Annotated in this window: 14 protein-coding genes; 6 read left to right on the top strand and 8 right to left on the bottom strand. The window is 51.6% G+C overall.

Annotated elements, in window-relative coordinates; all coding sequences use genetic code 11:
- Nucleotides 1-180: 180 nt before the first annotated feature.
- Together rmuC and FJM74_RS01650 are read right to left on the bottom strand one after the other, a co-directional pair.
- Entirely contained in the window at nt 181-1,524 is a 1,344-nt protein-coding gene (gene rmuC, locus FJM74_RS01655; RefSeq protein WP_187260808.1) for a DNA recombination protein RmuC, read from the bottom strand.
- A gap of 318 nt (nt 1,525-1,842) precedes the next feature.
- Nucleotides 1,843-3,219, bottom strand: a complete 1,377-nt coding sequence (locus FJM74_RS01650; RefSeq protein ID WP_187260807.1) for a DEAD/DEAH box helicase — start codon at nt 3,217-3,219, stop codon at nt 1,843-1,845.
- Nucleotides 3,220-3,377: 158 nt separating this feature from the next.
- Here FJM74_RS01650 and FJM74_RS01645 point away from each other — a divergent pair, with 158 nt between their 5' ends.
- Nucleotides 3,378-4,463, top strand: a complete 1,086-nt coding sequence (locus FJM74_RS01645; protein WP_241738899.1) for an AI-2E family transporter — start codon at nt 3,378-3,380, stop codon at nt 4,461-4,463.
- A gap of 167 nt (nt 4,464-4,630) precedes the next feature.
- Here FJM74_RS01645 and FJM74_RS01640 read toward each other — a convergent pair whose 3' ends face one another.
- Together FJM74_RS01640 and FJM74_RS01635 are read right to left on the bottom strand one after the other, a co-directional pair.
- Nucleotides 4,631-7,420, bottom strand: a complete 2,790-nt coding sequence (locus tag FJM74_RS01640; protein ID WP_187260805.1) for a TonB-dependent receptor — start codon at nt 7,418-7,420, stop codon at nt 4,631-4,633.
- Nucleotides 7,421-7,887: 467 nt separating this feature from the next.
- Complete coding sequence (locus FJM74_RS01635; RefSeq protein ID WP_187260804.1) at nt 7,888-10,770, bottom strand: TonB-dependent receptor; 2,883 nt, start codon at nt 10,768-10,770, stop codon at nt 7,888-7,890.
- 431 nt (nt 10,771-11,201) lie between these two features.
- On the opposite strand from FJM74_RS01635, the gene FJM74_RS01630 reads away from it, so the two are divergent.
- Both FJM74_RS01630 and gdhA read left to right on the top strand, forming a co-directional pair.
- Complete coding sequence (locus FJM74_RS01630) at nt 11,202-11,690, top strand: DUF2062 domain-containing protein (protein ID WP_241738898.1); 489 nt, start codon at nt 11,202-11,204, stop codon at nt 11,688-11,690.
- A 394-nt stretch (nt 11,691-12,084) separates the two neighbouring features.
- Nucleotides 12,085-13,434, top strand: coding sequence for an NADP-specific glutamate dehydrogenase (gdhA, locus tag FJM74_RS01625; protein ID WP_187260803.1), 1,350 nt, complete (start codon nt 12,085-12,087; stop codon nt 13,432-13,434).
- A 298-nt stretch (nt 13,435-13,732) separates the two neighbouring features.
- Here gdhA and FJM74_RS01620 read toward each other — a convergent pair whose 3' ends face one another.
- The 3 genes from FJM74_RS01620 to FJM74_RS01610 form a co-directional block, all read right to left on the bottom strand.
- On the bottom strand, nt 13,733-15,025 hold the full coding sequence (locus tag FJM74_RS01620; protein WP_187260802.1) for an anthranilate synthase component I family protein: 1,293 nt from the start codon (nt 15,023-15,025) through the stop codon (nt 13,733-13,735).
- Between the two features lie 194 nt (nt 15,026-15,219).
- Nucleotides 15,220-15,951 carry a zinc ribbon domain-containing protein gene (locus FJM74_RS01615; RefSeq protein ID WP_187260801.1) on the bottom strand — a complete coding sequence of 244 codons (732 nt, stop codon included), beginning with the start codon at nt 15,949-15,951 and terminating at the stop codon, nt 15,220-15,222.
- A gap of 3 nt (nt 15,952-15,954) precedes the next feature.
- Nucleotides 15,955-17,055: a Nif3-like dinuclear metal center hexameric protein gene (locus tag FJM74_RS01610; RefSeq protein ID WP_187260800.1), complete on the bottom strand. Its 1,101-nt coding sequence runs from the start codon at nt 17,053-17,055 to the stop codon at nt 15,955-15,957.
- A gap of 69 nt (nt 17,056-17,124) precedes the next feature.
- Here FJM74_RS01610 and lpxK point away from each other — a divergent pair, with 69 nt between their 5' ends.
- From lpxK to miaE, 3 genes are all read left to right on the top strand, one after another.
- Nucleotides 17,125-18,192, top strand: coding sequence for a tetraacyldisaccharide 4'-kinase (lpxK, locus tag FJM74_RS01605; protein ID WP_241738897.1), 1,068 nt, complete (start codon nt 17,125-17,127; stop codon nt 18,190-18,192).
- A 344-nt stretch (nt 18,193-18,536) separates the two neighbouring features.
- Nucleotides 18,537-20,459: a putative porin gene (locus FJM74_RS01600; protein ID WP_187260799.1), complete on the top strand. Its 1,923-nt coding sequence runs from the start codon at nt 18,537-18,539 to the stop codon at nt 20,457-20,459.
- Between the two features lie 360 nt (nt 20,460-20,819).
- Entirely contained in the window at nt 20,820-21,443 is a 624-nt protein-coding gene (gene miaE, locus FJM74_RS01595) for a tRNA-(ms[2]io[6]A)-hydroxylase (RefSeq protein WP_187260798.1), read from the top strand.
- A gap of 209 nt (nt 21,444-21,652) precedes the next feature.
- Here miaE and FJM74_RS01590 read toward each other — a convergent pair whose 3' ends face one another.
- Complete coding sequence (locus tag FJM74_RS01590) at nt 21,653-22,918, bottom strand: asparagine synthetase B (RefSeq protein WP_187260797.1); 1,266 nt, start codon at nt 22,916-22,918, stop codon at nt 21,653-21,655.
- Between the last annotated feature and the right edge of the window lie 26 nt (nt 22,919-22,944).

Below are 22,944 nucleotides of genomic sequence, written 5' to 3'. Positions count from 1 at the left end.
CCGTTTTGCATCAAACAAGATACAAATATGGTTAACCATATTGAATCAGGCACTATTTTTTTATGACTTGCCAGCCAGAACCTCCGGACATAAAATTGTGCGGGGCGCAATTATCCGAATAAAATCGGCCTTTCTAGTGGTTCTGGCGCTGCTCCGGAGGGGCATTTTTATTCGAATAATTCAGAGGTTGCCTGCCTGCTCCTCGTGGCCTTCCAGGGCACGGGCTTCCTGCAGGAGCGTGTCGTCGAGAGTTTTGCTGGTTTTGGCTCCAAGTTCTTTCAGGATCTCTACCCGGCGGATGAGGTTGCCTTTGCCTTCGGTGAGCTTGTTCATGGCGGCGTTGTAGGAGCTTTGGCTGTTGTCGAGGTGCTTGCCTATGGTTTTCAGGTCTTCCACAAAACTCACGAATTTATCATAAAGCTTGCCGCTTTCTTCGGCAATGCGGATCACGTTGCGTTTCTGGTCTTCCTGCCGCCACACACCGGCCACTGTGCGCAGGGTAGCCAGCAGGGTAGAGGTGGTTACGAGCACAATATTCTTATCGAAGGCATCGGTAAACAGGTCGTGGTCGTGCTGCAGGGCCAGGTTAAAGGCAGGCTCAATGGGGATGTACATCATCACGAAGTCGGGTGAGTTGATGCCCGTAAGCCGATGATAGTTTTTGCGGCCCAAGTCGCTGAAGTGGGTGCGGATGGAGCTGATATGGCTGCGCAGGTACAGCTCCAGCTGGCTGTCGTCTTCGCAACTGCAGTAGGCCTCATACGCCACCAGCGACATTTTGGAGTCAATGACCAAGTGCTTGCCCTCTGGCAGGCGGATAATAACATCAGGCCGGTATATTTTGCTTTCGTCGTTCTGGCGCACCTCCTCCCGCTCGTAGTGTATGCCTTTGCGCAAACCTGATTTTTCGAGCAGGCTCTCGAGCAGATACTCTCCCCAGTTGCCCTGCGTTTTGCTTTCGCCTTTCAGGGCTTTTGTCAGGTTCAGGGCATCCTGGCTCATCTGCTGGTTCAGGGTGGCCAGTTGCGTGATCTGCTCCTTCAGCGACACGCTTTCCCGGAAAGTCTTTTCGTAGGTCTGGTCTACTTTGGCCTCAAATTCTTTTATACGCTCTTTCAGCGGCGATAAAATGCGCTCCAGGTTATCTGAAGAAGCTTTGTTAAAGTGGTCGGCGTTCGACATAAGCACCTGGTTGGAGATGCTCTGGAACTGCTGCAGAAAATTTTCGCGGAGTTGCTCCAGCTCTTTTGCCTGCTCGTGGAGGCGGCGCTGCAGGTGTTCGTAATCGGTCTCGGTTTTGGTAAGGGCATTGGTCAGCTCCATCGTCTCGGACTGCGCCTCCCGGAGTTGCTGCTTCAGTTCCTCATTCTCGGCAGCTTTCCCCTTTGCCTGCCCCTCCAGAACGCCCAGGTTCACCTGCGCCTGGTTCACCGCCTGTTGCAGGGCATGCTGCCTACCACGCTGCACCAGAAAAGCCACCACCAATCCTGCTAAAAAAGCCGCAATACCAATTATGATCTCCATGCCGGTAAAGGTACATTTTTTTAGCTAAATGCTAACTATATTAGTCTGTTGTGCTGGTTCTGTAATTGGCTCACGTGCCGGAATTGCTGCAAACCTCGCAACGTGCGCAGCTCCTGCGAGTGTTATGTCAGGGAAAGCTACTACTTCCCCAGACGGTTGCAGGAGCTGCGCACGCTGCGAGGTCTTTGCTGCTGCTGTTGTAGCTCGTGCCAATTATATTAAAGAAGGAGATCAAGAAGCACTGTGTAATATCAATCAACAACAACCAATTGCAATTAACAACCAACAATCAAAAACCAGCAATCAACAACCTTCAATCTACTGCACCAGCGTTACCCGGAACTTGCGGCCTTTTATTTTACCTTCGCCCAGCTTTTTGGCAATGGTTGTACTTTGCAAGGAAGGCACGGCTACAAAGCTCTGGCGATCCTGCACTTCTATTTTTCCGATGTCTCCGGCCTTTAATCCGGCTTCGGCAATCAGAGCGCCCACAATATCGCGGGGGCTCAGCTTGTCTTTGCGGCCTGCGTTTATGTGGAGCGTAGCAAAAGCGGCAGCCTCCGGTGTGGCTTTGTTTGGGGTGCTTTTGAGATCCGATGTTTTCAGCCATTCGTCCATGCGCACCTGTCCCCATTCCCGTAGCTTCTGCTCGTCTCTTTTGGAGGCGAGGGTATACACCGTGCCGCTTTTGCCGGCCCTGCCGGTGCGGCCGCTACGATGCAGGTAAGCAGCTTCGTCGTCGGGAAGTTCATAATGGATAATGGTGGTAAGCGCGTCTATGTCCAGGCCCCGGGCTGCCAGGTCGGTGGCTACCAGTATGGTGGTGCTGCCGTTGCGGAAGAGGGTCATGGTTCGGTCGCGGTCAATCTGCTCCATGCCACCGTGCAGCGCTTTGGCCGACAAACCCTGGTCCTGCAGGAAGCTGGTAAGATCGTCGGTAGTGGCGCGGGTGTTGGCAAAGATTACGGTACCGGTCGGGTCTTTGCTCAGGAGCAGGGCGGCCAATGTTTCTTTTTTGTCAGACTGATCCACTTTCATACCGATCAGGTGCAGTTGGTCGGGTATGGCCGTGGTGGTGGCTTTAATGAACTGCGGGTTTTTGAGCGAGTTGGCGATCAGCTCCTTTACTTTGTCGGGCATGGTAGCCGAGAAAAGCACTGTTTGCCGTTTGGTTGGCAGCACCGCCAGTATCTGGTCCAGCTCTTCCTCAAATCCCATCTCCAGGAGCTTGTCTGCTTCGTCGAGCACGATCTGTTTCAGGTTACTCAGGTCCAGGGTGCGGCGGCTGAGGTGGTCGGTAAGCCGGCCAGGTGTTCCCACCAGCACCTGCGGCGGAAACGCCAGCGAGGCCCTTTCCTGCGAAAAGGCATGGCCTCCGTAGAAGGCGCTCACCTTCAGGTTGGTTACCTGCTGGGCCAGGTTTTTAAGCTCCTGCCGCACCTGTACCGCCAGTTCGCGCGTGGGCACCACCACCAGCGCCTGCACCTGCTGCAGGTCGGTATTTATATTTTGCAGAATGGGCAGGCCGTAAGCCGCCGTTTTTCCGCTTCCGGTTTCTGCCTGCCCTGCCACATCCTGGCCTTGCAGCAACACTGGGATGGCGGCTTTCTGGATAGGAGTAGGGGTCTGGTATTGGAGTTCCTGCAGGCGTTGCAGCAACGGCGTGTTGAGTTTTAAATCTTCAAAAGATGACATGATAATAGCTTCGTAGAGTGCAAAGGTACAACTTTATCAGCAGGCTTCAGCACACGCAGTGCGCTGAAGCCTTATAAGAAGGTGGAGGAACAAATATATCTTTTTACTTATTTTTCAGTATTGGGAATATGGGAAAAAGTTATGATCGGTTGAGAAGAATGACATACGGGTTGCTGTTCCTGATCATGCTCGTGTATGTACTGGTAGAGGCAAGGGCGTTTTTGTACCCCATTATCATGGCCATGCTCTTTGCCTATCTTCTGTACCCGGTTGTAAAAATACTCGAACGGTGGGGGGTGCCCCGCATTTTGGCCAATCTGGCCACCATTCTGGTAAGTATGGCCTTGCTTTCGGTGCTTACGGTAATGCTCTATAAGCAGCTGGCCATGTTTCTGGACGACTTTCCGGCACTGCAGGAGAAGGCCCTCCAAAACCTCGATAAACTGCAGCACGTGCTGGACCGGAAATTCAACGATACCGATCCTGGCAATGAATATTGGCTACGGAAGCAGGTTTCGAATGCGCTGGAGTTTAGCGGCAGTGTACTGGCAGGTGTGCTTCTGGCCATCACAGGCACCGTCACCAAGTTCGGCCTTATGCCCGTGTACACCTTCCTGATGCTGTATTACCGCAATAAGTTCGAAAATTTTATTTTCAGGCTTATCCCATCTTACGCGCATAGCAAAGCCCAGCGCATTATCGATGAAATTGCCCAGGTAACTAAGCGCTACATGGGGGGCGTGGTTACCGTCATCCTTATTCTATGTTTCATCAATTCGGCCGGCCTGCTTATTATCGGTGTGGAATATGCCATTCTGCTCGGCATTATTTCTGCGCTCCTGAACTTCATTCCGTATTTCGGAACTCTTATTGGCGGGGCCATCCCGCTGCTTTACACGCTGGTAGTGCAGGGCGATTTGCAAAAGGTTCTGGGCGTAACTATTTTTTTCCTGCTGGTGCAGTTTACCGAAAACAATATCCTGACCCCGAACATCACAGGGAGCCGCGTGAAGATAAACCCCCTCTTCACGATTCTGAGCATTGTGGTAGGAGGTATGATCTGGGGGCTGCCCGGCATGTTTGTGTCTGTGCCTATGCTTGGCATGTTCAAAATTTTCTGCGACAACAACGACAAGCTTTCCCCTTACGCCTATCTGCTCGGCACTGAAGGTACAGAAGAGCATGCTTTTGACCTGATTAAGCTAAAACGGTTTTTCGGCATCGGACAGAAAAAGAAAGAGTAGCCTGAAGGCGTGCTTACCCCTATCAGAGGTTAACAAGATGCTGTCAGATAAACATATTAATTATTCTAATCAAAACGCCCCTCCGGAGGTTTTGCTGCTGCACCAGAAACTAAAAGAGGCAAAGCTAATCAGCCTTGCCTCTTTTAGTTAAAATGAGATATACATGTTTAGAACCGGCGGCCGCCCCGTTCGTTGCGCGTGTCAGGAGCGTCTGCGGCGGAGTAGCTGCGCAGGTTGTAGGTAAATGTCAGCATAAAGAAGCGCTGCAGCACCGTAGACCGCACGTCTTCCACATAAGATTCCGTCACATTCTGATAGAAGCTGGTGTTCTCGTTCAGCAGGTCATTCACGCTCAGGCTGATCTCTCCTTTGTTGTCTTTCAGGAACTTCTTGCCTACGCTCATGTTCCAGAGCGTGAAGTTGTTGTCTGCGCCAGCGGTTACGCCCGAGTTGTACTGGTGGGCCACCTCGGTGCGGTACACAAAGCCTTTCCAGAAAATCCAGCTCAGACGCATGTTTGAATACTGTGCGAAATAATTGTTGTTGTTACGGGCAGAGGCTGCGTGCGTATTTTTAACAATATTATAGTTGGAGTTGGTGCCAATGTTAAAATCAATGTTCTCGCTGATGTTGCTGCTCAGGTTCAGGCCAATCCCAAAATCGGTGCGGTTGGCAAAGTTCGACTCATTATTTATCAGGCCTGGCGTTCTGTTGTAGCCCACAGACCCGCGCACGTTTATGTTAGAGCTGATAAAATTAACAGGCTGGCCGTAGTTAAAGAAGGAACGGACATTCCAGAAACCGTCCATGTTCTCGCGGCGAACCAGCCGGGCTCCTGGCTGCAGCGAATACCCCTCTACCAGCTCGGCCGGCGGGTTGTCGTACACGCTGTTGCCGATATAATTCTGGGTCACGGTGCCGAACATGCCTAAAAAGAACATCTTGTTCGTTTCCGGGTTAAAGCTGCGGTAGCGCATAAACAGCCTGTTCTGGTAATCCTGGTCCAGGTTGGCATTGCCGATGGTTACCTGCAGCGGCCTGGTTATATCCAGCACTTCCTGCAGCTGCTCTGCCGATGGCACGTTGGTGCCGGTCCGGAAATTAATGTTCAGGCTGCGCGTGGGCGAGAATTTATGTTCCAGCTCTGCCGACGGAAGAACGTTGGAGAAATGGCGCTTGATGTTAAAGGGCTCCGGGTACACGGTGTTGCTCTGCAGCGTGGCGTACTGGTATTTGGCGTTTAGCTGCAGCCTGGTATTGTCGGAGCGGTACTGGTAGCTCGGGCCAACGCTCTGCGACAGGTAATCGCTTTTGAAGGTACTGCTCAGGGGCACATTCAGCTGGTTGTGCAGCTCAGATTCCGGGTTCGGGTCCTGGTCGTAGGTTCTTCTGTCGGAGTCGTTTCGCTGGTTTCCGATGCTGTACTCCATCTGCACCAACGCCTTCTCGCCAACCCGCTCCGAAATAGACGCATTGCCCGACCACGAGAAGTTGTTCCGGTCAATATCGTTGTACTGGTTCCGGTTGGCATTCCTTTCAGGGTCTATGTTGTTGACTGAGTTCTCAATAAAGTAGTTGTCCTGGCTGGTGTTGCCATAAGAGGTGTTGATATTGGTGGTGAAAACACGGCCGGGCTTACCAAACCGGTGCGAATACAGGAGGTTGTTGTTGAAATTCAGGTTCGCGTTTTCGGAGTTGTTAATGGTCTCTGAATTCGTAAGAAGCGATCTTTCGGGATTATACAGTTGAGAAAGCCCGTTGACCTGCGATTTGTTCTGTTGCACCGAGATGTTAGGGGTTACCAGAAGCCTGTTGTTCTCGTTGATGTTGTATTGCAAGCGCAGGTTAAGACGGTGGCTGTTCTCCTGGTTGTTGTTAAGATTCCGCTCCACCAGCTGGTTGCCTACCTGTTCGCCTGCCGTAAAATCCCGGAGCCGGTCTTCGCGGTTAAACACATCTCTGGAAGTAAAATTATAGCTGCTGGTTACCTCTATTTTCTTTCCCCACATGTCGTTATAGTTGGCTCCAAGGGTGTTGGTGGAGATGATGCCGTTGGGAGAACCACCGCCCCAGCCGCCTCTGCGGCCGCGCATGCCTCCTCCGGGTGTCTCGCCAATAGAGAAATCGAACATGTTGATGTTATTGGTAAGGCCCATGAGGGTAATCTTACGGTCGTTGTCGAAGAAATTGAGGGCAGCCCCTACCATGTAGCGGTCGTCGGTGCCATAGCCCGCCGATATTTTCCCGGACTGGCCTTTGCGGCGGTCTTTGCGGGTAACAAAATTAAGGGTCTTTTCGCGGTTGCCATCGTCGAAGCCGCTAAAGGCGGCCTGGTCGCTTTGCCTGTCGAGCACCTCCACACTTTCTATCATGTCAGAAGGCAGGTTCCGTAAGGCTGAGCTCACGTCAGAGCCGCCATAGCGCTTGCCGTCGATCATTATCTGCTTCACGTCCTCGCCCTGCGCCTGCACCACTCCATCCTGAATCGTGATGCCAGGCATTTTTGTTACGAGGTCCTCCACGCTGGCATCGGGGGCCGTTTTAAAGGCCTTGGCATTAAACGAAGTGGTGTCGCCTCTTTGCTCCCCCAGGGGCACGCGGCCAAACACCTCCACTTCTCTTATACTCATGGCTTCACCTTCCAATGCCAGTTGGCCCAGTCTTACGTCAGTGTTCTGTACCCGCACCGTACGGCTAAAGGCTTTAAACCCGACATAATTAATGGAGAGGATATATTCTCCGGGAGCCACATTATCGATGCTGAATTCGCCGTCAGGGTTGGTAGCGGCCCCTGTCTGGTAGGCATCCGAATTGCTGGTAAGCACCACACTGGCACCTGGCAACGTTATGTTTTCCTGCTGGCTCTTGACGGTGCCCGAAACCGAGTAGGTTCTCGTCTGTGCAGAAGCCTGCATAATACTGATCAGCGCGATCAGGAGTAGTATCAATTTTTTCATTCTTTATAATAAATGCGTATCCTAGTTGCCATATTGGACAAGCAGAAACGTAAAAAGTTTAGCGGATCGTAAAATAATTTTATTTATGCATCCATACTCACCTAACCAGTTGATTGCCAAGTCATTTTATTGTTTTAATACTGGTGGGAGTTATCGAAGAAGACGAGCTGCTGGCTGCCTGGGCGCTGATGGAGAGAGGTCGGGTAAGAGGATGAGGGAGGTTTCCGGGCTTAGCCGCCCAGGAGCCGGATGTTAGGTGAGTTGGGTGGTTGTGGGGCAATTATTTGAATCAAAAAGCCCCTCCGGAGCATTCTGCTCCTGCAGGTCAGCAGCAACAGAAAGCTCTGGAGGGCGATATTCATTCAAATAATCCAGAAGTTGCAGACTACGGCACATTTTTAGGCTGTCTGGGATTTCTCCTGAGCAAGCTTAGCGAGGGCTAATATTGGCAGGTGCCCTAACTGGCTTTACTCCCGGCTTCTTCCGCCACCATAACCACCACCACCGCCTCCTTCTCGGAAGTTGCTGCGCTCCCTGCCTTCCCGGCCGCGCTCCTGGCCAGGCATACCGGCACCGCCAAACTTGCGGATGTTATAAGAAAACGTCATCATGAAAAACCGCTGCAGCACCGTAGACTGCACATCTTCTATATAGTTGGTATTGATGTTCCGGGCAATGCTGACATTCTGGCCAAGCACATCGTTCACGCTCAGGCTGAGTTCACCGCGCTGATTTTTCAGCATTTTTTTGCTCATGCTCATGTTCCAGAGCATAAAACTGTTGTTGTAGCCCGACGATAAACCTGAATTGAACTGGTGGGCCAGCTCGGTACGGTACACAATGCCTTTCCAGAAAATAATGTTGGCCCGCAGCTGCGTAGACTGGTTAAAGAAGTTGTTGTTCGCGCCGGCTCTGGAAGGAACCGTATTGGTAACCACGTTGTAATTGGCGCTGGTCGATAAGTTGAAATCGATCTTCTCGCTGATGTTGCTGCTAAGGCTGGTGCCGAGGCGGTAGTTGGTGGTGTTCGAAAAGTTAAGCTCGTTATTGATCAGGCCGGGCGTGCGGGAATAGCCCAGGCCGCCGGTCAGGTTCACATTGGTTTTAATGGCTTTTATGGGCTGCCCATAGCTCACAAAGGCTCTCGTGTTCCAGCTGCCGTTCAGGTTGACGGGGCGGATAATCTGCGCACCCCGCAAAATGTCGACACCTGCCGGCACATCCTCTGGCCTGGCATCGGAGGTGCTGTTGGTGATGTAGTTGTTGGTGAGGGAGCCTGTAACAAAGGCCGAGAAGACCCGGTTTGTCTCTGCATTAAACGACCGATAGCGCAGGTTCATGTTGTTCTGGTAAGACTGCACCAGATCAGGATTTCCAATCCGGAAGCGCAACGGGTTGGTATTGTCGAGCACGTCCTGGAGTTGTGTAATGGTGGGCGCATTGGTGGCGGTGCGGTAGTCGAGTTGCAGATTTTTGGTTTTGGAGAACTTGTACTCCAGTTGCGCTGTGGGCAGTACGCGGTGGAAGGTAGTGTTCATCTCGTACTCGGTGGGGTACACCCGCTCGTTCTGCAGGTTCGCTATCTGGTACTGTGTTTCCAGCTGCAGCCGCACTTTTTCGGAGTTGTACTGGTAGCTGCTTTTGGCTTCGTGTGTCAGGTAATCGCTTACAGAGGAATTGCTGTAGTAGGGGTTAAAGAAGCTGTATAAACCGGTTTGCTCCACCAGATCATAGGTAAGCCTGTCGGAGTCGTCGTTGCGGTTGCTCAGTTGGTACTCCAGCTGCAGCCGCCCTTGTTCCCCCACTGGCTCCGCAAAAGCCACATTGCCGCGCCACGAAAGGTTCGCTCTTTCGGTGAGTATGCGCTGGTCCAGGTTTTTGTTCCGGTCAGGCCGCTCCACATCCACCACATCATTCAGCCGGAAAACGGTGCCATCGTTCAGGCTATAGCTGGTGCTGAGGCTGGTGGATACAGTTCGACCGGGCTTTGTGAACCGATGGCTGTAGTTGATGTTGTTGTTAAAGCTATAGCTTCCGTTTTCGGAGTTGTTTAAGGTTTGGGAGCGGGTAAGCTCGGTCTGGCTGTAAATTGCCTCTTCAAACTCCGTAGCCTCCGCAAAAAGGGTATCGTACAACGAAACGGCCGAAGACCTGGAAAATGCGTCGGTACTGTTGGCAGAAAGGCTAGGGGTGACCAGCAACCTGTTCCGTTCGTTTATCTTGTACTCCAGGCGCAGTTGAAAATGGTGGCTGACGTTAGTGTTTGTGTTGTAACTGTTGTCGAAGGTTTCCTGGTTCAGAAAGGACGTATTGATATAATCTCTGTAACGGGCCGTGTTATTGGTATTGCGGTTATTGCTGAAAGAGTAGGTGCCGCTGGTCTCTATTTTCTTGCCCCAGGTATCGTTGTAGTTCAGACGGAAGTTGTTGATAGTGGAAATCCCGTTTGTGGCCCCGCCGCCGCCGCCGCCTCGCTGCCCTCTTCGCCCGCGCATGCCACCGCCGGGAGCCTCGCCAGCCGAGAAATCCTGCATGTTGATGTTGTTGGTAATACCCGTGAAGGTAAAGCGGCGGTCGCCTTTAAACACATTCACGCTCGCGCCGGCCATGTAGCGCTCGTCGGTGCCATAACCCGCCGCCACTTTCCCGAACTGCCCCTGCCGGCGGTTTGGCTTTGTGACAATGTTAATGGTTTTGGCCCGGTTGCCATCGTCAAAACCGCTGAACTCGGCCTGGTCGCTTTTCTTGTCAAAAATCTGGATGTTCTCGATCACCTCGGCCGGCAGGTTCCGGAGGGCTGCGTCCGCATCTTCGCCAAAAAAGCGCTTGCCATCTACAAGGACCTGCCTTACCTCCTCACCCTGCGCCTGAATTTTGCCGTCCACGATCACCACACCAGGCAATTTGGTCACCAGGTCTTCGGCGCTGGCATCGGGCGCCACCTTAAAGGCGGCCGCATTAAACTGCGTGGTGTCTCCTTTCTGTTCTCCCATCGGGATCTGCCCCACTACTTCCACCTCCTTCATGGTGGTGGCCTCATCTTCGAGCACCAGCTGCCCCAGGTTCAGGTCGCGCTGCTGCACCTGGATGGCTCGGGAAAAAGGTTTGTAGCCGATATAGTTGATGAGCAGGTGGTAGCTGCCCGCCGCCACTTTCTCGAACCGGAACTGACCATCCTTGTCGGTAATGGTAACCGTGCGCACAGAGTCGGCTTGCCGCAGCAGCATGATGCTGGCACCCGGCAGGGTTTCTTCAGTTAGCTTGCTTTGTACGGTGCCTTGTACTGCTACCTGCTGCGCCTTTGCCTGCACAAACACAAATAGGAAGAGGAGAGGTAGCAGTCTTTTCATTGCAGGGAATATAAGATATGGTCGATTTTCGATGTTAGACCTGCCGCTGCCCGCTAAGTTTAACCGGTCAGCAAAAAAATATTATCAGCGCATGGGATAAAGCATGCGCGCTATATGGGCCTGCCCCAGTACCTGACCCGCACACCTGGGGCAGAAAATACGTTGAGTGATTTGCTGAAAAGGAAGTTTTACTGGCCAGTAGCAGCAAAACCTCCGGAGGGGCTTTTTCATTCAAATAATCCAGAGGGAGCAGACTTTCTTTACTTTCTGCCACCATATTTGCTATGCTTTATTTGGTAAAGGAACAGTTTTTTTAAGCTGAAAAAGGTTACTTTTAACTCCAAACGGTATAAAAACCAGCAAATTCGTTCCTGCTGCCTGCAACTATTGCTGCAGGAGCAGAGTCTTGCAACTAATAAGCACACTCAGATTTGACAGGCCCTACAACTACAGGTTTCTTTAAACGACGCATAACGCAACCGCTCCTACAGTTGCTCCGGCAAGGGATGACGCCCCATAAACTTGCCCTGACCTGTGCGGTGGGGGCTGTGATTGGGATAATTCCAGCTCTTGGCACCACCACGATACTTGTTACGCTAGTGGCTGCCAGACTTCGCCTGAACATTGGAGCTTCCATCCTGATCAGCTACCTGATGCAGCCACTGCAGTTGCTGCTGCTTATACCCTATGCCAGGGCGGGCATTTTACTTTTTAACCTGGAAGAGTTGCGTTTTTCTCTGGATGAGATAACCTTCATGTTTAAGGCCGACTGGCTGGAGGCGCTGCAAAAACTTTGGTTGGCGAACCTGGTGGCGGTGGTGGCCTGGCTGCTGCTGGCGCTTCCTACCGGGGCCATGCTCTATTATTTGCTGCACCCGGTGTTAAAGAGAACACTCCCGGTCGGGCGCCCCATGCCATAGTTTTTTTCCTGGGCCCATGCTGCCGTAACAGCAGGCACATACTGCGCGCTCACGGTTCCCTATCCCTAACCTATCTCACGCCTCAGCGCCTTCGTCCTTGCCAATGGTGAAATCTGATTTTTTTAGAAAATGCTCGAAAATGGGGTGGTTGTTGATAAAATATGGGGGATAAATTCCATAATCAGCAAAAAAAACCGAATATTTTCTACTAATTTCATTTTTTAGGATTTAATTCAAAAATCTTTCATTAATTTAAACCGCAATTAGGCAATCGTAGGTTTAGGCGGGAATGGCCGTTGCAACAACACCCCACCTGAACGGAAAATTGGCTGAGCCCAAATAACTGTTTAACTTAAATTTTTCTGAAATTATTTTAGCTTTCTGATTCCTTTATATGAGTAATTCATTTGACGAAAAAGTGACTCCCATTTATCAAGAGATTATCAAGCGTAACCCTGGCGAGACAGAATTTCACCAGGCCGTTAGAGAGGTGCTGGAGTCGTTAGGGCCGGTATTGGTTAAATACCCGGAATTTGCCCATCATAAGATCATTCAAAGAATATGTGAGCCAGAGCGGCAGATCATATTCAGAGTCCCCTGGACCGATGACAAGAACAATGTGCACATCAACAGGGGCTTCAGGGTAGAGTTCAACAGTGCGCTGGGGCCTTATAAAGGCGGGTTGCGGTTTCACCCATCTGTTTACCTGGGAATCATCAAGTTCCTGGGCTTTGAGCAGATATTTAAGAACGCCCTGACCGGCCTGCCTATAGGTGGCGGTAAAGGTGGCTCCGACTTCGACCCGAAAGGAAAATCAGACAGCGAGATCATGCGCTTCTGCCAGAGCTTTATGACGGAACTGTACCGCCATATAGGAGAACACACCGATGTACCGGCTGGTGACATTGGCGTAGGCGGCCGTGAAATTGGCTATATGTTCGGGCAGTACAAGCGTATTACCAACCGCTACGAAGCAGGGGTAATAACAGGCAAAGGACTCGACTGGGGTGGCTCGCTGGTAAGAAAAGAAGCGACAGGCTACGGAAACGTATTCTTCGTGAAGGAAATGCTGAAGACCATAAACGAGTCTATTGAAGGCAAGACCTGTATTGTATCCGGCTCCGGAAACGTGTCTATTTATACCATCGAGAAGATTCATGAGCTGGGCGGCAAAGTGGTAGCCTGCTCCGACTCTAATGGCTATATTTATGACAAAGCCGGCATCGACCTACAGGTGGTGAAACAGCTGAAGGAAGTGGAGCGGCGAAGAATAAAAGATTACCTGGAGTACCGTGGGGATGCCCGCTATATAGAGAAAGGAAATATCTGGGAAGTGCCTTGTCAGCTGGCTTTCCCGTCTGCCACTCAAAATGAGTTAAATGGCAAAGATGCCACCCTGCTGGTTAAGAATGGTTGTATTGCCATAGGAGAGGGGGCCAACATGCCTACCACGCCTGATGGTGTAAAAGTGTTTCAGGAAGCGGGCATCTTGTATGCACCAGGCAAGGCAGCCAACGCCGGCGGTGTAGCCACCTCGACCCTGGAAATGATGCAGAACGCCTCCCGCGACTCCTGGAGTTTTGAGTTCACAGAAAATAAACTCTCTGAGATCATGACCAATATCCATAACCTCTGCTATGAGAAAGCCGAAGAGTTTGGATCTCCTGGCAACTATGTGCTGGGAGCCAACGTGGCCGGTTTTATCAGAGTAGCCAATGCCATGCTGGCAATGGGTGTGATATAATAAAGCCCTACTCTTTTGGAGTTTTACCCCTTGTTACTCTGGCGCAACCAGAGTAACAAGGGTTTTTTTGTGGAGCCGCCAGTTTTTTCCCAGATCCTCCCGGACCATAAGCAGCGTCCTGCCTCTCCCCGGCTAAAATACAAAGAGCCTCGGAATACAATACAAGACCTTTTTGGCAGTTATAAGATACTATGGAGTGAAGAGTTAAGAATAAAAAGTTCTCTGAGATCCACTCTCAAATACCCTCATCTTCACATTTCCCAATCTTCACATTTCCCAATCTCCGCAGCGTGCCTCCTCAGGAAAGCACCTGCATCATGGCTTTGGCTTTTAGCAGGCATTCGTCGTATTCCCGTTGCGGGTCTGAGTCGTAGGTAATGGCACTGCCAACCATAAAGGACAGGTAGCCGCTGCCGGCATTGTATTGCAGGCTTCGAATAACCACATTGAAATCGCAGTCCTGGCCGGGCTTTATGTAACCGAAGGCCCCAGAGAAGAGGCCGCGCCGGCTCGTCTCCAGTTCCTCAATTATTTCCATGGCTTTTATTTTAGGCGCTCCGGTCATGCTGCCCATCGGGAAGGCTCCTTTCAGGGCATCTGCCAGATCGCAGGCCGGCCGCAGCTCGCCGGTCACGGTGGTGATCATCTGAGACACCTGCCGGAAGCCGTAAATGCCGAACATCTCCTCTACTTTTACAGTGCCGGTCGCGCAGGACTTCCGCAGATCGTTGCGGACCAGGTCCATGATCATCATGTTTTCGGCCAGTTCTTTTTCGTCGTTGCGGAGCTGGTGCTGCAGTTGCGCATCTTCTTTAGGAGTGGCACCTCTTCGGATGGTTCCCTTGATAGGCTGCGAAATTAATTTGCTACCGGTTTTTTTGAGAAACCGCTCCGGTGAGGCGCACAGCAGATATTTGTCCTCATACTTCAGGTAACCCGCAAACGGCGTGGGAGAAGCCTGGCTCAGCGACAGGAACAGCCCCAGCGGCTCCAGTTGCACCTGCTCAGCAAAAAACTCGATGCAGTAATTCAGCTCGTACACATCGCCTTCCAGGATATGCTGCCTGATCTGCTCCACGTTGGCTTTATACGCCTCCGGCGTTACCTTCTGCTGCATAGTTATCCGATGCGGTGGCGCAGGGGCAGGAGTAGGAGTGGCAGCGATAGTAGCGATCAGCTCTGTCTCTTTCCCGTCTTTGCAGCAGATACTTATGCTGCTGCTGTTAAAGCAAATAATAGCCTCCGGCTCAAAAAACATGACCAGCGGAAAGCCAACTTGGTCGCGGTTGTGGCTCTGAAGTTTCTCCACCTGGTTCTTCAGGTCATAGGCCAGGTAACCGCACCATATGTTCTCCTGCTGCTGCAGCAAGTGCCGGATGCTCTCAAACACCTGTTCCTGATCGAGGGCAATGGGAGCCCCAGCCGAAATCGCCAGAAAATGATCAAACCCATGGTAAGGATACGGAATCTGATTTGCGTTGTAGTAGGCCACCAACGGAAACTGACCGGCCCAGGCAAGCGCCTTCAGCCTGAAGTCATCTGGCGGAACAGGCAGATCAGCAAATGGTATTTGGGTGGTGTGTACAAGCATCTGACTGTCGTTATACGCTGGAATTATTCTAATCAATTTAACCCTCCGGAGGCAGATTTGACTGCCGATGCCGCGCCCGTTTTAGGAAACGTATAGGGTTTGGGCAGGCCGGCAGAATATTTGCGGCACAAAAAAAGGATGGAGTTAGCCATCCTTTTATACATTAGGGCGCAAAACACGCCTGAGTCTCTGGTCTAGTAAATACGCTGCTCCACACCCGCCAGAATACGGCCGCAGTGCTCACACACGATCACTTTTTTCTGAGCAGAGATGTCGGCCTGGCGCTGTGGAGGAACGGTGTTGAAGCAGCCGCCACAGGCATCTCTTTTAACAGTTACGACAGCCAGCCCGTTGCGCACGTTGCGGCGGATCCGGGTGTAGGCGCTCAAGAGGCGGTCTTCAATTTTAGTTGCTGCCACGTCCCGGTCTTTTTCCAGATTCGTTTCTTCTTCTTCGCTTTCAGATACGATCTGGTCCAGTTCCTCTTTCTTGTTGATAAGGTCTTTGCGGCGCTCCTCCAGGCGATCTTTCGTACCTGTTATCTCACTGTTTTTCTGCTCTATCTGGTAATAAGCCTCCTTGATCTTTTTCTCTGCGATCTGGATCTCCAGTTTCTGCAGCTCAATTTCTTTGGTGATGGCATCGTACTCGCGGTTATTGCGCACATTGGTCTGCTGGTCCTCGTACTTTCTGATAAGGCTCTCAGCATCTTTGATGGCCTGCTTACGCGCACTTATGGACTCATTCAGACCAGCAACTTCGTCATCAAACTTCCGAACCCTTACCTCATAGCCTTCGATCTCGTCTTCCAGGTCCTGAACCTCTTCTGGTAAATCACCTCTTACGCGTCTGATCTCGTCGAGCTGTGAATCAATGCTTTGAAGCTTTAAAAGCGCCTCTAATTTGCTGGCTACCGTACTTTCCATGTATTAAAAAGTGTATCTGACAGGGTTAGTGTTGACAATTGATAAATAGACTGCAAAAGTAGTAAAGTTTTTCGAAAGTGTAGCATAAAATATCTCCTTTGTATATACTTCACTTTCGTAATGGCCAATATCGGCAATCATCAGCTGGCCTTCGGCATCAAAAAACTCGTGGTATTTCACATCCCCCGTCACCAGCGCATCGGCCCCCTGTCGGATCGCATCTTTTATCAGGAAGCTGCCTGCTCCGCCACACACGGCCACTCTCTTAATTGTTTTGTTGCCTGCGGTGGTGTAGCGCAACCCCTGCAAGGCCATTTTCTCTTTCAGCCAGGCCAGAAACGCTTCTTCCGTAAGTGGGGCGGGCAGGTTACCGATCATGCCGATGCCTACTTCCTGGTTTGCGTTTTCGAGGGAGTTGAGGTAATGGGCTACTTCTTCGTAGGGGTGGGCCTGCCGCAGGGCCGCCATCACGGCATGTTGCAGGTGGGCCGGGAAAATAACCTCCAGCCGATCTTCCGGCACCTTCTCCAGCGTGCCAACTTCGCCAATGGCGGGCGCGGCGTTTCCGGTGGGCAGAAACTGCCCTGTGCCCTGCACCCGGAAGCTGCAGTTGCGGTAGTCGCCAATTTGTCCGGCGCCTGCCTGGTGCAGCGCCTCCAGCACCTCCTCCGTGTTTTCGGGCGGCGAGAAAGTGACCAGCTGCATGAGTGTTTGGGGCTTGTTTACCAATATCTTACAATCCTGCAGCTCTAGCTTTTGTGCAATCTTTTGGTTCACGCCCGTGTGCACATTGTCGAGGTTGGTATGGCAGGCATAGATGGCAATGTTGTGGCGGATAGCCTTGATGATGGTGCGCTCCACATAATTGCGCCCCGTGAGCTGTTTCAGCCCCCTGAATATGACCGGATGGTGCGCCACCACCAGGTTGCAGCCTTTCTCCATGGCCTCGTCCAGCACAGCTTCCGTGCAATCGAGGGTGACCAGCACCCCCGTCACCTGCTGCTGCCGGTCGCCGGTCTGCAGGCCGGAGTTGTCGTAGCTTTCCTGGTAACTGGGCGGGGCCAGGCGCTCCAGTACCTTTATTACGTCAGCGATCGTTACCATAATTATTGTCTTTCTGAATCTTTAGCATAGGTACGTTAAAATTAGTTTTAATTTTGCTTCCGCTTCAATATGATGGTAAAAAAACTGAAACTGCTCCTGTTGCCTTTCTCGCTCCTGTACGGGCGCATCATGGCCCTGCGGAATGCCTTATACGATAAGGACGTGCTGCACGCGCACCGGTTTGCCCTGCCCGTGATTGCGGTGGGCAACCTGACGGTAGGAGGCACCGGCAAGACGCCGCATGTGGAGTACCTGCTTCGTTTGCTGGCGCCTTACCAGGTGGCCACCCTCAGCCGGGGCTACAAGCGCAGCACCAAAGGCTTTGTGCTCGCCAGCGAGCAGGCTTCGGCCACGACTGTAGGGGATGAGCCTTTTCAGTATTACAAGGACTTTGGCAGCGTGACCGTGGCTGTGTGCGAAGACCGGGTGCAGGGTATAAAGCAGCTGCAGCACCTGAAGCCGGAGCTGGAAGTAATCGTGCTCGACGATGCCATGCAGCACCGGGCCGTACAGCCTTCGCTCAACCTGCTGATCACCGACTATCGCAGGCCCTTTTACAAAGATTTTGTGCTGCCCGCCGGGCTGCTGCGCGAACCACGTGGCGGGGCCCGACGCGCCGATGCCGTGCTGGTGAGCAAATGCCCGGAAAACCTGCAGCCTGATGAGAAAGAGAACATCATGCGCAGCATCAGGAGGTACAGCAGCCCCGGGGCGCCAATATACTTCACCAGCTATCGTTATGGAGAGGCTGTGGGGATGGGCATGGGTACCAGGCCTGGCAAAGAAGTCATTTTACTGACAGGAATTGCCAATGCCGGGCCGCTGGTGGAGCATCTTCTGAAAAAGGGCTTTATAATTCTGCAGCACCTGGCGTTTCCGGACCATCACCATTACACCTTGCAGGATCTGCAGCGGCTGCAGGAACTGCTCCGGAAAGAAAAACACACAGGGGCCAGCATCATCACTACCCGGAAAGACGCCGTGAAGCTGACGGCTCCCACTCTGGCAACCGTAACGGCTTCGCTTCCGCTATTTTACATTCCTGTTCAGGTAGATTTCCTGAATAACCGGCAGCAGTTTGACCAGCTTATTCTGCAGCATGTAAAAGCGTTGGAGCATGGCCAGATTAATAAGTAGAAATATTACATATTTGCTCCCTGAGCAGCATAGGAGGCTTTTTTTCAGCTGACTGATAATTTTTGGGCCGATGAGTTTGCACTTCCTTCTTCATGATAACGCACTCATTAGATCCAACTTGAGCATACTAAATTAAAGTGAAAGTATCAGGAACAGCAGAGCCAGAGGGGCTCCGGAGGGCCATTTTCATTTAAATATTTGCGCCGGATGGTTGCCTGGCCAGTGCTCACCGGTAACCGATCTGCCTTTTAAGCCCGATAGCTGGCCCTGCGGCAGGAGGCTAAAGTTGCGCTTTACTTAGGCTTGGTGCACGCTAGTTGTGCGAAAAACACTAATTTTGAACTGTGATACGAAAGCTACTTGCAGGATTTATATTGACGCTCGTTCTGATGGCTGGCACACAGGCTGCCTACGCCCAGATTATTGATGACTCGACAAAAGTACTTTATGGCCCCAGAACCACGTTGCAACTCTATGAGCGGGATGTGCTGGAAGGGAGCTACCGCGAGCAGCGCGTAGATACGGCCATCCATAACCTGCACAACGAGCGCTACTGGTTTCAGGACACTTCTTTTTACCAGACCTTAGGCAACAATGGCTCGGCTGCAAAACCTTTGCTGTTCCACCTGCCCGTCCAGATAGGCGCACGCTCCGGCAGGTATGCCTTTAACCGCTATGCCTACGATCCGCACCGGATAAATTACTTTGATACCCGGTCGCCTTACACGCACCTGCATTACGTGCAGGGGCAGCGGGGGGAGCAGGTTTTTGAGGCACAGCACGCCCGTAACATTACCGAAAGATGGAATGTGGGCATCGCTTACAAACTTTTGGCGGCCAACAGACAGATAGGAGCCTCCAGGACCCTGCGCGGCGACCGGCTGATTGATGGCCAGGCGGTAAAGTTCTACACCCACTACCGCTCCAAAAACGACAGATACGATCTGTTCGCCAATTTCACGCACCTGAACCACGAGCAGGTGGAGTTTGGCGGCTTCAATCCGCTGGAAGGGGCACAAGACAGTATATTTAAAAGCGACTTCGAGACGGTATCTATCTTCCTGAACCAGGCATCGAGCCAGGAATTCCGAAACAACATCCATGCGCTGCAAATTTTTAAACTGGTAGATGAGGACCTGAAGCTGTACCACGCCTTTGATACCCGCCGCCAGCGTGTCCGGTACCAGGACACGGGGATACAGAGAATACCTGATTCGGAGGACAACACAACTACTCCATTTTTCTATGACCGGACCCTGTTTCACCCTAACATTACCGACGACCGCAGTTTTTACCGGGAAGTTCAGAACGAATTTGGCGTTACCGGCAACAGCAAATATTCCTTCTTTAGGGGCTATTTGAAGTACCGCAACGCGCTGCAGGAGTACGATGTTCTGGAATTTGTGAAAAATGAAAATGATTCTACCACTTTAAGAAAACAGGAGCAGTTCTCTATTAACCAGCTGTTTGTGGGGGGGCAGCTGCGCATGCACTACGAGAACAAAGCCATGCTGCAGGTAGATGGCGAGTTCCAGATGACAAACGATTACAAAGTGTCGGGCCTGATCTATTTCGAGGGGCTGCAGTTCATGCTGAGCCGGGTGCTGCGGTCGCCCTCGTTTACGGAGCAGCGCATGATGAGCAACCACTTCAACTGGGACAACAGCAATTTCCAAAGCAGCGTGACCGACTACATCCAGGCCAGTTATGTTGGCAAGCTCGGAGGGCGGCAGTACCTGAAGCTCAAAGGCTACTACACCAACATCAAACGGTACATCTTCTTTAACGAGCAGGCACTGCCACAGCAGCTAACCGGCAACCAGCGGCTGTTGGGGGCACAGTTGGAACACCGCATCCGCTTTGGCGCCATCCATTTCGACAACACCATTGCCTACACCAACACCGACGAGGCGGAATACATGCGGATTCCGGAATGGCTCGTGAATTCAAAGCTGTACTTTCAGGGCTCTCTTTTTAAAGAAGCTCTTTTCGGGCAGCTAGGTCTTGAACTGACCATGCCCACTGCCTACAGGGCAGATGCTTATATGCCGGTTACGCAGCAGTTCCACCTGCAGAACGGCTTTATGCAGCCAACTTACCCGGTAGTGGACGTATTCCTGAACGCCGATATCAAAACATTGAATTTGTTCCTGAAAATGGCCCACGTAAACGACGGGCTGATAACCCCGGCCTATTGGGCAACACCACGGTACCCGAGCATGCGCCGCAGTTTTATTTTCGGTATAAAATGGATGTTCTTTGATTAAAGCGTTAGCCTGTGCATCATCATCGGCAGCCGGCAAATGGGCGTGGGAGGGGTGTTTTCATTAGCATAATTTGGTAGCACTACCTGTTGCTGCGCTAAATTAAAAGGCAGGAATGCTAACCTTACATTGTTTCTAAAAATCGAATAAAGAAAGGTTTTTCCAATGAATGAGTTGGAGAGCCATTCATTAGTTTTCTTGAAAATTTGGAGATGCAGCAAAGAACCTGCGTAGCATTGTCAGCATTAATGAAGCGATTCGGGAAATGCCAGAGGTTGAAAAAGGCATGTAAAGCTGTAACCATAGCAGATTTACCATAATTTTTAATTTCTAATTTTGAATTTGACGAAGTCCTTAAGAGCCATGGAATCAGAAGATAATATACCCTTGCAACCCACCAAAACCATCCTGAAGCTGCAACTGCCGACCGACCCGCGGTGGGTGAACATAGCGGAAAAGAACATCGAGGAAATTCTGGTGGACCATGCCTACTGCGAGCAGAAGGCCGCTACCTCTGCCATATCGCTGATAGTGAAGTACCCAGACAAGACGAGGCTGGTGGAGGAGATGACGGATCTGGTGGCGGAGGAGTGGAGCCATTTTGAGCGCGTGCTGGCAGAGCTGAAAAAGCGGGGCTACGGCCTGGGGCGTAACCGACCCGATGAATACGTGGTGGAACTGGCCAGGCATATCCGCAAAGGCGGGCAACGCGAGCGCCAACTCATGGACCACCTCCTGATAAACGCCCTCATAGAGGCCCGCAGCTGCGAGCGGTTTAAGCTGCTCTGGAAAAACATCGCCGACGAAGAGCTACAGAAATTTTACTATGAACTGATGGTATCGGAAGCCGGCCACTACGTAAGCTTCGTTAAACTGGCCAAAGAATACATGCCAGCCGATGTAGTAGATGCCCGCCTCAAAGAACTCCTCGAGATAGAAGCCAACATCATCCAAAACCTGGAACCCAGGCCGGACAGGATGCACTAGTTTTAATGTGCTAATGAATTAATGTGCTGATGTGCTAATTAGGCTTTTTACCGACCAATCAGCGGTATCAATAAGGCTATTGGATGTCCTTTGCATAAGCCTAGGGTGAAATATCAATTGAATAATTACTCTTCCATAAAAGATATAATCAGCATATTAGCATATTAGCACATTAATTCATTAGCACATTAAAAAAATTAGCACAATAATCAAGTTTTCTGCTTTTTCTTTTTGGCGGCCGGGAAGAGGATGTTGTTCAGGATGAGGCGGTAGCCGGGGGAATTGGGGTGCAGGGCCAGGTCCGTAGGGTCTTCGCCAACCAGGTGCTGGTAGTCCTCAGGGTCGTGGCCGCCGTAGAAGGTCCAGGTGCCCTGGGCGTAGGTGCCGTGCATGTACCGGATCTCACCTAATTCTTTGTTTTCACCCATCACAATCACATCGGGTTTCACCAGCCTTTTGCGGAAGGCAGTGGTTTGGCCCATAAAGCCTTTGATGGTGCGGGTGTGGTTCTGCGAAAGCATCGTCGGGATCGGGTCCCATTTAGCGGAGAAAGTGAAGAGCTGAAAGAAGTCGTTCTGCTCGGTCACGTTGCGCTCCTGGGGCTGCATGTCGATGTTAGAGTACTCATACTCCAGCGGGTTGCGCACCAGCTTAAAGTCCTGAAAGGCAAAGGTCTTGCTATAATCGAGTTTATCCTGCGCTTTAGGGTCCACGCCATCACCGTCGTACATCACATCCACTATATCCACGCCTTCGGCCGCCAGGGCAATGTCGTAGGTGTCGGTGGCCGAGCACATGGCGAACAAAAAGCCGCCCCCGGCGCAAAACTCCTTAATGCGGGTAACGACGCCCAGCTTCAGCTGCGACACTTTATGGAACCCCAGTTTTCTAGCCGACTCTTCTGCCGTCTGCTGCTGCTCCTGGTACCACGGAAAATGCTTGTAGCTGGCATAGAACTTTCCGTACTGGCCAGTAAAGTCTTCGTGGTGCAGGTGCAGCCAGTCGTACTTGGGCAGGTCGCCCTTTATTATTTCTTCGTCATAAATCTTGTCGTAAGGTATTTCGGCATAGGTCAGCACCAGCGTTACGGCATCATCCCAGGGCATTTTGGATTTTGGGGTATACACGGCCACTTTCGGCACCTTCTCCAGCTTCATCACATCCATGTTGGCATCGGCATCGCTTATCTGCGAGAGCACGGTGGTGTATTGCGCATCAGAGATTACTTGGTAGCTCACGCCCCGCACGATCAACTCGCTCTCCAGCTGCGGCGCATACTGAAACGCAAAGCTGCCGCCCCGGTAGTTCAGGAGCCAATCGACCTGTATGTTTTTGGAGAGCACCCAATAGGCCACACCATAAGACTTTAAGTGGTCTTTCTGCGTCTCATCCATCGGTATCAGCACCGTGGAGGCCAGGCTGCTGAAACTGACGGCAACAAAGGCTAATAGGAATGTTAGAAAGCGGAATAGCATGAATCAAATTTTGAAGTCTCAACAAA

The sequence above is a fragment of the Pontibacter beigongshangensis genome (assembly GCF_014332515.1).
Lineage (GTDB): Bacteria > Bacteroidota > Bacteroidia > Cytophagales > Hymenobacteraceae > Pontibacter > Pontibacter beigongshangensis.
Note: the sequence above shows the minus strand (reverse complement) of the source record. Positions and strands in the feature narration are given on the sequence as shown.

Coding starts and splice junctions, on each gene's coding strand:
- rmuC (WP_187260808.1), bottom strand. CDS start 1,524: ATGGAGATCATAATTGGTATTGCGGCTTTTTTAGCAGGATTGGTGGTG.
- FJM74_RS01650 (WP_187260807.1), bottom strand. CDS start 3,219: ATGTCATCTTTTGAAGATTTAAAACTCAACACGCCGTTGCTGCAACGC.
- FJM74_RS01645 (WP_241738899.1), top strand. CDS start 3,378: ATGACATACGGGTTGCTGTTCCTGATCATGCTCGTGTATGTACTGGTA.
- FJM74_RS01640 (WP_187260805.1), bottom strand. CDS start 7,420: ATGAAAAAATTGATACTACTCCTGATCGCGCTGATCAGTATTATGCAG.
- FJM74_RS01635 (WP_187260804.1), bottom strand. CDS start 10,770: ATGAAAAGACTGCTACCTCTCCTCTTCCTATTTGTGTTTGTGCAGGCA.
- gdhA (WP_187260803.1), top strand. CDS start 12,085: ATGAGTAATTCATTTGACGAAAAAGTGACTCCCATTTATCAAGAGATT.
- FJM74_RS01620 (WP_187260802.1), bottom strand. CDS start 15,025: ATGCTTGTACACACCACCCAAATACCATTTGCTGATCTGCCTGTTCCG.
- FJM74_RS01615 (WP_187260801.1), bottom strand. CDS start 15,951: ATGGAAAGTACGGTAGCCAGCAAATTAGAGGCGCTTTTAAAGCTTCAA.
- FJM74_RS01610 (WP_187260800.1), bottom strand. CDS start 17,055: ATGGTAACGATCGCTGACGTAATAAAGGTACTGGAGCGCCTGGCCCCG.
- lpxK (WP_241738897.1), top strand. CDS start 17,125: ATGATGGTAAAAAAACTGAAACTGCTCCTGTTGCCTTTCTCGCTCCTG.
- miaE (WP_187260798.1), top strand. CDS start 20,820: ATGGAATCAGAAGATAATATACCCTTGCAACCCACCAAAACCATCCTG.
- FJM74_RS01590 (WP_187260797.1), bottom strand. CDS start 22,918: ATGCTATTCCGCTTTCTAACATTCCTATTAGCCTTTGTTGCCGTCAGT.